The sequence below is a fragment of the Pseudoalteromonas sp. Z1A6 genome, assembly GCF_011378745.1.
In the GTDB taxonomy this organism is placed as follows: domain Bacteria; phylum Pseudomonadota; class Gammaproteobacteria; order Enterobacterales; family Alteromonadaceae; genus Pseudoalteromonas; species Pseudoalteromonas arctica.
The window spans coordinates 1-12,674 of sequence record NZ_WTKW01000103.1; the positions used below are offsets into that span (position 1 = coordinate 1).

Consider the following 12,674-nt stretch of genomic DNA (forward strand, 5'->3'; position numbering starts at 1 on the left):
TATTGCGGATTGGTATTTCAGGCATTAAAAAATCCGATATCAGTCACCTGATATCGGATTTTTAATTATTTAAATCAGATTAATAACTCTGGTTATTAACTGAGATAAAACACCTTTTTAGGCTCGAATTATAATCCTAATTTCTTCTCAAGATAGTGGATGTTAGTACCACCATTTTTGAAGTTTTCATCTGCAAGAATTCTCTTATGCAAAGGAGTATTAGTTTTAATTCCGTCAATTACCAGCTCGTTAAGTGCATTGCGCGCGCGAGCAATAGCTACGTCACGGTTTTCACCGTAAGTAATTAACTTACCAATCATTGAATCGTAATGTGGTGGAACCGTGTAGTCAGCGTAAATATGGCTGTCCCAACGAATACCTAAACCACCAGCAGGATGGAAACGTGTAATTTTACCCGGTGAAGGAATAAACGTTTCAGGATCCTCAGCATTAATACGACACTCAATAGCATGACCACGAATAACAACGTCGTCTTGAGTGAATGATAAAGGCTGACCCGCTGCAATTTTTAATTGCTCTTTTACTAAATCGATACCAGTAACCATTTCGGTTACAGGGTGTTCAACCTGAATACGTGTATTCATTTCGATGAAGTAAAACTCGCCGTTTTCGTATAAAAACTCAAACGTACCCGCACCGCGGTATCCAATTTCGATACATGCACGTGTACAGCGCTCGCCAATGAATTTACGCGTTTCAGCAGTAATTCCTGGTGCTGGCGCTTCTTCAACTACTTTTTGGTGACGACGTTGCATAGAACAATCACGTTCACCTAAATGTACTGCATTACCTTGGCCGTCTGCTAATACTTGAACTTCGATATGGCGTGGGTTTTCAAGGAATTTTTCCATATAAACCATGCTATTACCAAAGAATTGCTTAGCTTCTTGCTGTGTTAATGCAATTGAATCAATAAGTTCAGATTCGCTGCGAACAACACGCATACCACGACCACCACCGCCACCAGCGGCTTTGATGATTACCGGGTAACCGATACGCTTAGCGATTTGCATGTTGCGTTCTTTATCATCTGATACCGGGCCGTCTGAGCCTGGTACACATGGAACGCCTGCTTTACGCATTGCTGCAATAGCAGACACTTTATCACCCATAAGGCGAATAGTGTCGCCACGAGGACCGATAAATACAAAACCACTTTGCTCAACTTGGTCGGCAAAATCAGCATTTTCTGCAAGGAAACCGTAACCAGGATGAATCGCTACAGCGTCAGTTATTTCAGCCGCAGCAATAATGCGCGGAATATCTAAATAACTTTCAGTTGCTGATGGTCTACCAATACAGATGGTTTCATCTGCAAGCAATACATGCTTAAGATCGCGATCTGCCGTTGAATGCACAGCAACCGTTTTGATCCCAAGCTCTTTGCAGGCGCGCAATATACGAAGTGCAATTTCACCTCGGTTTGCAATGACTACTTTATCTAACATTAGAGTTGGCCTTTTAGGTTACGCTATTATTCAATGATGAATAGAGGTTGATCAAATTCTATTGGCTCGCCATTTTCAGCTAAGATAGCTCTTACTGTACCGGCTTTATCTGATTCAATTTGGTTCATCATTTTCATAGCTTCGATAATACAAAGTGTATCGCCAACTTTAACTTGCTGACCAACTTCTACATATGCTGGCGCTTCTGGAGAAGCCGCAGAGTAAAAAGAACCAACCATTGGTGATTTAACTTGATGACCAGTAGGTTCTGCTGGTGCTGCCGCTTCAACTGCTACAGGAGCCGCTGCAACTGGTGCTGCTGGCGCTGGTGCATATTGCTGTGGAGCAAATTGCGGGTAACCTGGGCCTGCACTCATGTTGTTGCGGTTAATACGTACTGATTCTTCACCTTCAGTGATTTCTAGCTCAGCAATACCTGATTCTTCTACTAATTCGATAAGCTTCTTTATCTTGCGAATATCCATTACACGACCCGCCTGTTAGTTGTTTGTGTGTTAATTTAAATTAAATTGCGCTTTGCAACCGGCTCACAGCGGCATTTAATGCTGCGTGATAACCCATTGCGCCTAATCCACATATCACGCCTTGTGCCACATCAGAAAAATACGAATGATGACGAAAAGCTTCACGTGCGTGCACATTACTTAAATGCACTTCAAAAAACGGAATATCAACACTTAGCAGTGCATCACGTAATGCGACGCTAGTATGCGTAAATGCAGCAGGGTTAATTATTATGTAATCAACCGCTTGCCAAGCATTGTGAATTCGTTCGATGAGTGCTTGCTCACTATTACTTTGAAAATGCGTTAACTCAACATCTAGACTATTAGCAGCACTGGTTAGCTCCTCCATAATCTCACTCAGCGTCTGAAAACCGTATTTATCCGGTTCACGTTTACCAAGCATGTTTAAATTTGGACCATTTATAACTAAAAGGTTAAATTTTGCAGCCATAATACGCGATATATCCTATAAGTAATGAGTTAAGCGGTTACTAACTAGTTTTTCACTTTTAAGTAAGCAGAAAAAGCAATGTAGCAACAATTTCTCACGTTAACCAACTATTATAGTGATTTCGACGTAAATAGCAGCAAAATACTGGTCTTATCAGTGTCGTGGGTACAAATATAAGAAGAATTAAGAAGGTGCCACTTAGTCAATTCAAGTGGCACTATTGCACTATTATTGTGCGCTGGCGCGCACAACTGCTAGGTGTTTAGCAAAGTCCTCAGCATTTAAAAAGCCCGTTACGCGCTGCGTACTAAGCTCTTGTCCTTGAGTATTAAAAAACAAAATACTAGGTAAACCAAACACCGTGTACTCTTCCATTAGCTCAATTGTTTTATTATCACTCTCAGTTAAATCAATTTGAATAAGTTGATAGTGGCTAAACTCACTTTGCACTTTGGCATCAGGAAAGGTGTAATGTTCAAACTCTTTACATGCCACACACCAGTCGGCATATAAATCGACCATAACCATTCGACCTTCGTCGTTTGCTTGTGCAACTGCTTCTTTTAGTTCTGCTAAATCAGCAACCTGTTTAAACTCATTATTTTGTGAGCTTACCTGTACTGTTTGTACTTGAACTGGCCAAAAGTAGTTTTTAGTTAACGTAAAGCCTGTAATAACTAATAGAGTTGCAGCAAACCATAATGCAGTTTTTAACTTGCTTTGTGTTTGGCTACTTTGCCAATGATGTAAGTACAGTGCTGTTGCTAGTGCAAGCACACCTGCCATTAATAATATAATGTCGGCGCTGATTAGTCGCTCAAGTAATATAAGCGGCACAACGAGCATCACAAAACCAAACAAGGTTTTAACTTGCTCCATCCAACCACCCGCTTTAGGAAGCAATTTACCGCCAGATGTACCGAGTAATAACAATGGTAATCCCATACCTAAACTGAGCACGTACAGTGTTAAACCACCTACTAAGTAATCACCACTTTGCGCTACAAATAACAGTGCCGCCGACAGTGGTGCCGTAGTGCAAGGTGATGCAATCAATCCCGAAAGTACACCCATTAAAAATACGCCAACGTAGTTGCCGCCTTTTTGGTTGTTACTTACTTGGGTTAGCTTGCTCATCATACTGCTTGGCAGTTTAATTTCGTACCAACCAAACATCGACATAGCCAATAATACAAACAATAAACTAAAACTGATTAACACAAATGGATGCTGTAAATACCCCTGCACTTGCCCACCAAGCGCCGCAACAACTAAGCCTAGTGCTGCATAGGTAACTGCCATGCCTTGTATATATACAAACGACAACGCAAACGCTTTTTTAGTTGAAAGGTTTTGCTGACCCGCAATTAAGCTCGACAAAATTGGAAACATTGGGAATACGCATGGCGTAAAAGCAAGGCCTACACCAACAGCAAAAAATATGAGTAAATTAGTTATTAAGCTCTGACTGGCTAATTGCTCAGTAAAAGTCAGTTCTTTTTCGGTGTCACCTGAGTTTGTTGTAGGTTCAGTAGTTGGATCGTTGAGTGCTGCAAATGTACTTTGCGCTGTTGCCGCTTCATCTGTAGCGCTATTTTGATCTACATTTTTAATCTGTGCGCCACTAATTACACTAAGTGGAATGCTAATCACTTCTGGTGGATAACAAAGCCCCGCTTTTGCACAGCCCTGATAGCGAACTTTAACAACCGCTCCCTCAGTGATATTACTTAACTTACTAACAACGCTCGCGGTATTAAAAAAGACTTCTGTTTTACCAAAAAATTCATCTTCAATAATTTCGCCACTACCCGAGTCACCTACTTGAATGTTTGCGCCCTTGGCAATGATTTCTATTTTCTTTTTATATAAATAATAGTCTGGCGCTATATCCCAACCTACAAACAAGGTGCTGCCTTGCTGATCAAAGTCAAATACAAACGCTTGGTCTACAGGTAAAAAAGTGTGTTGAGGAGGCCCAAGTAGATCACCAAGCACATTATTAGTCGCAGCCTTTACAGGTACGGTTAATAATGTAACCAACAATAAAAAGAAAAAACGCATTAATTCAGTACCTCGTCCATCCAATTAAAATACGCCAAATTTCCCGTAGAAACTTCTAAAACCTGAATCTCTGGCACTTCGTAGCTATGTAACTCTTTTATTGTTAGAAACACATCGTTCATTTTATCTGATTTCGTTTTTATAAGTAGCTTAGCTTCAGTTGCTTCTGCAACTTCGCCTTCCCACATATAAATAGAGCCCATGTTAGGTAAAATATTTACACAAGCAGCTAGTTTTTTTTCTACCAACGCCCTTGCAAGTGTGCGTGCTTCTGCTTCGTCTTTGCAGGTCGTAAAAATCATTTTAAAATGCGTAGTCATTATGAACCTATACTTATTGGACAGTGTCTATCATCATAGTATCTGATAGCCGATACAATGTGTAGACGCTAAAATATCAGTAAAATGACGATACCTATGCCCTAACCTTGAAAAGAGACCTCGTCACCCTCATTTATATTTCATCAACTCTTTTGAGTGTCATTATTTAGAGAGCGCTATGTTTAGATTTTTATTTGTGTTGTTTATTATCATCCCTATTGTCGAAATCGCTTTGCTGATTCAAGTAAGCGACGTGATTGGCGGATTTGCAACAATTGCACTTGTTGTTATTACGGCGATTTTAGGTGCCAAAATGGTTAAAACACAAGGTATGGGGGCGCTGCAAAACGTACAAGCGCAAATGGCGCAAGGGCAAATGCCAGCCAAAGAATTATTTACCGGAATATGCGTTGTAATTGCAGGTGTATTACTCCTTACTCCTGGCATTATGACTGACGTATTTGGGCTACTATTATTAACCCCTGCAATTCGTAACAAATTGGCTGCAGGCCTTGCTAGCCAAGCAACTGTTAGAATGAGCGCAGGCATGCAACAAGGGCCATCGCCGTTTGCTGGGCAGCAACATGCTGAACGAGAGCAAGGGCAAATGGAACGACCAACCACTATTGATGGTGAATATGAGCGAAAAGATTAAAAATTTATCGTTTTTTCTCTTGGAATTTTTCACTCTACCCCCATTAATGAATGCAAATTAGAAAAGCTTTTTTCTGTACTGTTCAGAAACTGTTAGGAGAACTAAAAAACATGAACATTCGTCCTTTACAAGATCGCGTAATCGTTAAACGTCTAGAAGAAGAAACAAAATCTGCTGGCGGTATTGTATTAACTGGCTCTGCAGCTGAAAAATCAACTCGCGGAGAAGTTGTAGCCGTAGGTAATGGTCGCGTTTTAGAAAACGGTGACGTGAGAGCGTTAGAAGTTAAAGCCGGTGACACTGTGTTATTTGGCTCATATGTTGAAAAAGTTGAAAAGATCGAAGGTCAAGAGTACCTGATCATGCGTGAAGATAATATTTTAGGCATTGTAGGCTAAACCTACTTTTCGTTTATAAACATTTAAGAATTTAGAGGAATTTAAAACATGGCAGCAAAAGAAGTACTTTTTGCAGGTGACGCACGCGCTAAAATGCTAACTGGCGTAAACATCCTGGCAAACGCAGTAAAAGTTACATTAGGTCCTAAAGGCCGTAACGTTGTACTAGATAAATCATTTGGCTCACCAGTTATCACTAAAGATGGTGTATCTGTAGCAAAAGAAATCGAACTTGAAGACAAGTTTGAGAACATGGGCGCACAAATGGTTAAAGAAGTTGCATCTAAAGCAAATGATGCAGCCGGCGATGGTACAACTACCGCTACAGTACTTGCACAGTCTATTGTTAATGAAGGCCTTAAAGCTGTTGCAGCGGGCATGAACCCAATGGATCTTAAGCGCGGCATCGACAAAGCAGTTATTGCTGCTGTTGCAGAGCTTAAAGCGTTATCTGTTCCTTGTTCTGATACTAAAGCAATTGCACAAGTAGGTACTATTTCAGCTAACTCTGATAAAGAGATTGGCGACATCATTGCACAAGCAATGGAAAAAGTAGGCCGTAACAGTGGTGTTATTACTGTAGAAGAAGGTCAATCACTTGAAAACGAACTAGATGTTGTTGAAGGCATGCAGTTTGACCGTGGTTACTTATCTCCTTACTTCATCAACAGCCCAGAAAAAGGCACTGTTGAACTAGATAACCCATTTATTCTACTTGTAGATAAAAAAATATCTAACATCCGCGAATTATTACCAACATTAGAAGCGGTTGCTAAAGCAAGCAAACCACTACTAATCATCGCAGAAGACCTTGAAGGCGAAGCACTAGCTACATTAGTAGTTAATAACATGCGCGGTATTGTTAAAGTATCAGCAGTTAAAGCACCTGGTTTTGGCGACCGTCGTAAAGCAATGTTACAAGATATCGCTGTATTAACTGGCGGTACTGTTATTTCTGAAGAAATCGGCTTAGAGCTTGAAAAAGCAACAGTTGAAGACCTAGGTACAGCTAAGCGCGTAATTATCACTAAAGATGATACAACAATCATTGATGGTGCTGGTGAAGAAGCGGGTATTAGCGGTCGTGTTTCACAAATTAAAGCACAAATCGAAGAAGCAACATCAGACTACGATAAAGAGAAACTACAAGAGCGCATGGCTAAATTAGCTGGCGGTGTTGCAGTAATCAAAGTAGGTGCTGCTACTGAAATGGAAATGAAAGAGAAAAAAGACCGCGTTGAAGATGCATTAAATGCAACTCGTGCAGCGGTTGAAGAAGGCGTAGTACCTGGCGGCGGCGTTGCACTTGTACGTGCAGCTAGCAAGCTGGTAGATTTAGTTGGCGACAACGAAGATCAAAACCACGGTATTAAAGTTGCACTTCGTGCAATGGAAGCACCACTTCGTCAAATCGTAACTAACGCTGGCGAAGAAGCATCAGTTGTAATTAACGCAGTTAAAGGCGGCGAAGGTAACTTTGGTTACAACGCAGCAACTGGCGAATACAACGACATGATTGAAATGGGTATCCTAGATCCAACTAAAGTAACACGCTCTGCATTACAGTTTGCAGGGTCTATTGCGGGTCTAATGATCACTACTGAAGCAATGGTAGCTGAAATCCCAAAAGATGAAGCTGGTGGCGCTGATATGGGTGGCATGGGCGGAATGGGTGGCATGGGCGGCATGATGTAATCATCTAACCCATATACCATAGTATCCTAAGAAGCCCACAAGACTATGTTTTGCGGGCTTTTTTATTGACTTTGCTTCCTATTACATCCGATAATATTTCACTACTTCCAAAAATAACAAGGTATTAATGAAGGGTACCACTGCAAACCTCAGTTTGATTTTATTCATATTTAATATGCATACCCCTCATAAAGTACCCCACACAAGAGATGTAAATGCCATTAACTGCACAAGAAGTAAAAAATATATCCTGTCCTGAAGACAAAGCGCAGATAAAGAAATCAGATGGTAACAATCTGTTTTTACTGGTTAAAAACAATAATTCCAAACTATGGCGGCTCAGATTTAGACATGCAGGAAAGTACCAAGAAATGGCTCTTGGAAAATACCCCTCCATATCTCTCAGCGAAGCTAGAAGATTGGCTGAAGAAGCAAGAGCGTCTTTAATCAATGGTATTAACCCTATGGATGAAAGGCGGGAACGAAAACGCACAAAAGAGGTAACTAAAGACAAGTTATTTTCAACCATTGCAATAAAGTGGTGGGAGCAGCAAAAAGGTTCTTGGTCGGAGGATCACGAAAAAAGAATCAATCGTTGGCTGCTGGTGGACTCTAAAAGCTTAGGTAACCTTCACATTGATAATATTGACGCTGGGCATATTACTGAACTCATGTTAGCAGTTGAAGCAACTGGAAGCCCCAGAAAAGCACCAAATATACTGGCGGTAATCAATCGTGTTTTTGGTTATGCATTAGCGCACAGATTGACACGAAATAATCCTGCACAAGGTCTACCTCTCACCGATATACTAAAACCCTTACCAAAAGTAAAACATAGGGCTGCAATCGTTAAGCCTAATGAACTTGCCCAATTGATTAGAGATATAGATACAACAGAATCAGGCAATTACTGCACTGTTGAAGCACTTAAATTAATACCTAGAGTATTCTTAAGACCAACTGAGATTAGGAACCTGAAGTGGGAATACGTTGACTTTGATGATTCACTAATAAGAATACCAGCCGAAGAAATGAAACGCGGCCGAGAGCATATTGTGCCGATGTCAAAGCAAGTCGTAAAACACTTAAAAGAAGTGAAAACTGTTACAGGCTACTCCAAGTTGGTATTTCCTAACCAAAGAGATGGCAGCAAACCTATGAGTAAAAATGTATTAACTAATCGTTTACGAGATTTAGGGTACCCTGCCGATGTCATGTCAGCACATGGTTTTAGAAGTACAGCATCAACCATACTGCACGAAAAAGGCTGGAACCACGATATCATTGAAGTGCAACTTGCCCACCTTACTGGCTCGGCTACATCAAGAGCCTACAATCGCTCAATATACTTGGCAGAGAGAACAAAACTAATGCAAGAATGGGCAGACTATTTAGATCAATTGTCTAATATAAAATAACAATGGTACATAAAAGCAATGAAAAAAACAGACAAGTTTAGAGAGTGGCTCTCACTTGAAAATGCAGCTGCGCGTATCTCTAAAGAAATAAATGAAAATATAACTGTAAATGATTTATATCGGCTAGCACTCGATGGTCACTTAAAACTATCTATGTATTTTGTAAATGATGGATATGGTATAGAGGGTGAATTGGGGGGAGTCGATGAAACTGAGAAGCAGTTACCTCAGCAAAAATTTAATACCTTGAACCGCACTGTTCAAAGTATGGCTGGTATTTGGGATTTAACAATGCAAGGCCAAGAGGCTTATGAAATTAAAGAGTATTATGAAGAAAGCAATTCAGGGGTAAGTGTAAAAAACCGTAGTAAAAATGGTATCTTAGTGCAACAAGATGGCGTCACTTGTAAGCTATATAAATACTTTGACTATGAGAAAATATGTAGTCCTGAATACAACGAATCAAAAGAGAGGAAACGTGCCCTTGCGGAAGAACCTGCTAAGATTTTTGAAAATCTTCCCATAGTTCTTGAGCAATTAGTTCGAACTGATAAATATGACATACAATATGTACCTTGTATCAAACTTTCTGATGCTGGTTGCGTTTTGATTATAAAAAATCGTGAAATCACTCGCTTTATCCAATTGATAGAAAATAAGCCGCAAGAAGAAAAACCACTTACATCTAAAGAACGAACTACAAAAAACATTCTAATAGGGGCACTACTGAAAGAGTTAGGTATAACCCCTCCTTATAAAGCTTCTGCCCCCGTTATTAAATTAATCGTTGAAAAATATGGTAAAACTATCGCTGACAACACCGTCCGCGCAACTCTACAAGAACTTGCTGAGCATATAGATTAGCCCCCTTTGTATGAATTAAAAAACGCAATTGAAACTCTACTTTCTTCAATTGCGTTTCAGACCTCTCAAATCAAATAACCTTCTAATCATCCAATAAACGATTAAAAGGTTCCAATGTGTCCCATAAAATAATTCGCTTACCTGAAGTTAAAAATAAAACAGGTCTATCTCGCAGTACCATTTACTTGGGTATGGCTAAAGGCATTTTTCCGAAAACTATTTCACTAAGTGAGCGAGCTGTTGGCTGGCTCGATTCAGACATTGAGCAATGGCTTGATAAGCGCATAGCTGCATCTAAGGTGACTAACAATGAGCCGTCGTAACAACCCCAATCGCATCAAAATTCATCGTAGTTATACAGTGATTGATGTTAGCGAAGCATTAGGAGTTCATCCTAAAACTGTACGTAACTGGATTCGTGTTGGCTTGCCTGTAATTGATGATAGGCGTCCACTTTTGATCCATGGAAGCGACTTAAAAGTTCATTTAAAGCAGAAGCGAAAAACTTACATGTACAAATGTGAAATACATGAAATTTACTGTTTCAAATGCAAAGAGCCTAAAAACCCAACTATAGAATCACTTAAGTTTATATCGAAACCTGCTGGTATGGCGCAGATGTCTGGGCACTGTAAAGAATGTGGCTGCCAAGCAAATAAATATGTTTCTTGGCGCAATGTGAATCAAATTTGGCTTGAACTTGAGGGTAAATTACCGATAGCTGAAAAACACTTAATCCTGAGAGAAGAAGCTCTCTTAAATTGTCCTTTTGATATGGTATTTAATGATGAAAAAAAATAACACTAATAACGCCCGAATTCTTCATGAGTATAGCAAGTATTTGGGGGATGCAAAAAGCTACGACAAATCAACTGTTGACGGTGCCATGAAGTCAATTAATCGCTTTGAAGAATATACAGGGTACCTTGATTTTAATAAGTTTAGGGCAAAGCATGCCATTGGGTTTAAGAAGGATCTTCTTGCTCAAAAATCAACTGTGACTGGAGAGGTATTGAGTAAAGCAACAGTACTTACTGCAATTCGTCACATAAAAATGTTCTTTCACTTTTTAGTTACGCAAAAAGGTTATAGAGCAAAAATCAACTACAGCGATATTGAATATTTCAATTTATCTGAAAAAGATACTCGTATTGCTAATACAAAGCGAAGAAAAAATGTGGCTAAAATTGAGCAAGTTATTCAGACATTAGAAGCAATGCCCTCTAGTACGGAGATTGAGATGCGTGAAAGAGCTTTAATCGCTTTTATTATCTTAACTGGCGCACGAGATAGTGCCGTAGCCTCAGCCAAAATTAAACACATTGATATTACCGAGCAAAGCTTTTATCAAGATGCTAGGGATGTAAATACTAAATATAGTAAAACCTTTACTACTTACTTTTTTCCTGTGGGTGAGCTGCCATCAAAGATTCTGACTCACTGGATTGAATACTTAATAAATGAACTTGGATATAAGCAAAATGATCCATTATTTCCAAAAACCAAATTAGGACACAATAAAAATCAGCAGTTTGAGGCCATTGGGTTACTTAAAGAGCACTGGAGTAATGCTACCCCTATCCGCAAGGTATTCAAACAAGCTTTTGAGGCTGTTGGTTTACCCTACTTTAATCCTCATAGCTTCCGTAACACTTTAGTAAGGCTAGGTGAGAATCTTTGTTTAACACCTGAAGAATTTAAAGCATGGAGTCAAAACTTGGGGCATGAAAGCGTATTAACCAGTTTTTATAGTTATGGTGATGTGCCAGATTATAAACAAGCAGAGTTACTGCGTAAATTAGCCAAGCCAGCTGAATGTACCTCCCCTGATATGGAAGAGCAATTTAATCAATTTCAAGCTTTTCAGAGAATGATGGCTCAACAATAGCCTATCTATTTAATCTCATTAGCTGGTATCAATAAACATTCATATATTGATACCAGTTTTTCTATATATAGTTAGGTATCATAAAAATAGGCTTTTTACTTAATGATACTTAAAGTATATGATACCCCAATACTTGATACCTACTAAAAAGTGAATTACTTATGCGTACCTTTTCCTATTGTCGTGTTTCTACAACAGAGCAAACCACAGAAAACCAAATCCTTGCCATCCAACAAAAAGGGTATCAGGTGAACGAGGCTCGTACTATTAGTGAGACAGTTTCTGGCTCTGTTGAAGCTATGAAGCGTGAAAAGTTCAAAATGCTGATCGATCACCAGATGGAAAGTGGTGATATGCTGGTGGTCTTAAAGCTAGACCGTCTAGGTCGAGACAACATTGACGTTCAAAATACAATTAACCTATTAACAGATAAAGGCATTAAAGTTGTATGCCTCGACTTACCTGTTTCAGACCTATCAAGCGCTGAAGGAAAATTGATGCTGCAAATGTTTTCAGCCTTTGCAGAGTTTGAGCGAAACAGGATTAGAGAGCGAACAAAAGAAGGACTTGAACGAGCGAAAGCTCAAGGCAAAAAGCTTGGGAGACCTAAAGCACATGCCACGACAGACTCAGTTCAATCAAAGAGGGCTGAAGGCTTATCTCAGTCTAAAACAGCAGAAGCCTTAAATCTCGGAATAGCGACAGTAAAAAGACATTGGAACAAATCTCTCACCAATCAATAGAAACATATCACTCCATACAACTATGTTTAGATTTGTTAAGTGTTAAATAACAGTCTCTTAAATTTTTTAAAGTACTTTCATGGTAACATCTAATTATTAAATAGCCCTGATATGCAGTATCGAGAAGCTCTGCTTTTTAGATTTAAATCTATACCTTTCTTTATGATAACTGCAATATTAAT

At 39.5% G+C, this 12,674-nt stretch carries 14 protein-coding genes; 9 read left to right on the top strand and 5 right to left on the bottom strand.

The features are described 5' to 3' along the window. Nucleotides 1–128: 128 nt before the first annotated feature. The 5 genes from accC to cutA form a co-directional block, all read right to left on the bottom strand. Nucleotides 129–1,469 (bottom strand): acetyl-CoA carboxylase biotin carboxylase subunit, encoded by a 1,341-nt coding sequence (gene accC / locus GQR46_RS08575; RefSeq protein WP_165728302.1) that lies wholly within the window; start codon nt 1,467–1,469, stop codon nt 129–131. Nucleotides 1,470–1,495: 26 nt separating this feature from the next. Further along, nucleotides 1,496–1,954, bottom strand: a complete 459-nt coding sequence (gene accB / locus GQR46_RS08580) for an acetyl-CoA carboxylase biotin carboxyl carrier protein (protein ID WP_007580042.1) — start codon at nt 1,952–1,954, stop codon at nt 1,496–1,498. A 40-nt stretch (nt 1,955–1,994) separates the two neighbouring features. After that, the gene (gene aroQ, locus GQR46_RS08585) at nt 1,995–2,447 is read right to left on the bottom strand and encodes a type II 3-dehydroquinate dehydratase (RefSeq protein ID WP_165740710.1); all 453 of its coding nucleotides are present in this window, start codon (nt 2,445–2,447) and stop codon (nt 1,995–1,997) included. A 228-nt stretch (nt 2,448–2,675) separates the two neighbouring features. Then, nucleotides 2,676–4,511, bottom strand: a complete 1,836-nt coding sequence (locus GQR46_RS08590) for a protein-disulfide reductase DsbD (protein ID WP_165740711.1) — start codon at nt 4,509–4,511, stop codon at nt 2,676–2,678. Continuing rightward, nucleotides 4,511–4,831, bottom strand: a complete 321-nt coding sequence (gene cutA, locus GQR46_RS08595; RefSeq protein ID WP_007580036.1) for a divalent-cation tolerance protein CutA — start codon at nt 4,829–4,831, stop codon at nt 4,511–4,513. The genes GQR46_RS08590 and cutA overlap by 1 nt, the downstream gene beginning before the upstream one ends. Nucleotides 4,832–5,009: 178 nt before the next feature. Here cutA and GQR46_RS08600 point away from each other — a divergent pair, with 178 nt between their 5' ends. From GQR46_RS08600 to GQR46_RS08640, 9 genes are all read left to right on the top strand, one after another. Then, nucleotides 5,010–5,486: an FxsA family protein gene (locus tag GQR46_RS08600; RefSeq protein ID WP_165740712.1), complete on the top strand. Its 477-nt coding sequence runs from the start codon at nt 5,010–5,012 to the stop codon at nt 5,484–5,486. Nucleotides 5,487–5,596: 110 nt separating this feature from the next. Further along, entirely contained in the window at nt 5,597–5,884 is a 288-nt protein-coding gene (locus GQR46_RS08605) for a co-chaperone GroES (RefSeq protein WP_007580032.1), read from the top strand. A gap of 48 nt (nt 5,885–5,932) precedes the next feature. Next, nucleotides 5,933–7,579, top strand: a complete 1,647-nt coding sequence (gene groL / locus GQR46_RS08610) for a chaperonin GroEL (protein WP_165728306.1) — start codon at nt 5,933–5,935, stop codon at nt 7,577–7,579. Nucleotides 7,580–7,794: 215 nt separating this feature from the next. Next, nucleotides 7,795–8,997, top strand: coding sequence for a tyrosine-type recombinase/integrase (locus GQR46_RS08615; protein ID WP_165740713.1), 1,203 nt, complete (start codon nt 7,795–7,797; stop codon nt 8,995–8,997). An 18-nt stretch (nt 8,998–9,015) separates the two neighbouring features. Next, the gene (locus GQR46_RS08620) at nt 9,016–9,861 is read left to right on the top strand and encodes a hypothetical protein (RefSeq protein ID WP_165740714.1); all 846 of its coding nucleotides are present in this window, start codon (nt 9,016–9,018) and stop codon (nt 9,859–9,861) included. Between the two features lie 116 nt (nt 9,862–9,977). Beyond that, the gene (locus GQR46_RS08625; protein WP_165740715.1) at nt 9,978–10,184 is read left to right on the top strand and encodes an AlpA family transcriptional regulator; all 207 of its coding nucleotides are present in this window, start codon (nt 9,978–9,980) and stop codon (nt 10,182–10,184) included. Further along, nucleotides 10,171–10,662: a helix-turn-helix domain-containing protein gene (locus tag GQR46_RS08630; RefSeq protein WP_024593419.1), complete on the top strand. Its 492-nt coding sequence runs from the start codon at nt 10,171–10,173 to the stop codon at nt 10,660–10,662. The genes GQR46_RS08625 and GQR46_RS08630 overlap by 14 nt, the downstream gene beginning before the upstream one ends. After that, the gene (locus GQR46_RS08635) at nt 10,646–11,749 is read left to right on the top strand and encodes a site-specific integrase (RefSeq protein ID WP_206009508.1); all 1,104 of its coding nucleotides are present in this window, start codon (nt 10,646–10,648) and stop codon (nt 11,747–11,749) included. Before GQR46_RS08630 ends, GQR46_RS08635 begins: the two co-directional genes overlap by 17 nt. Before the next feature lie 161 nt (nt 11,750–11,910). After that, entirely contained in the window at nt 11,911–12,492 is a 582-nt protein-coding gene (locus tag GQR46_RS08640) for a recombinase family protein (protein ID WP_165740716.1), read from the top strand. Nucleotides 12,493–12,674: the final 182 nt, after the last annotated feature.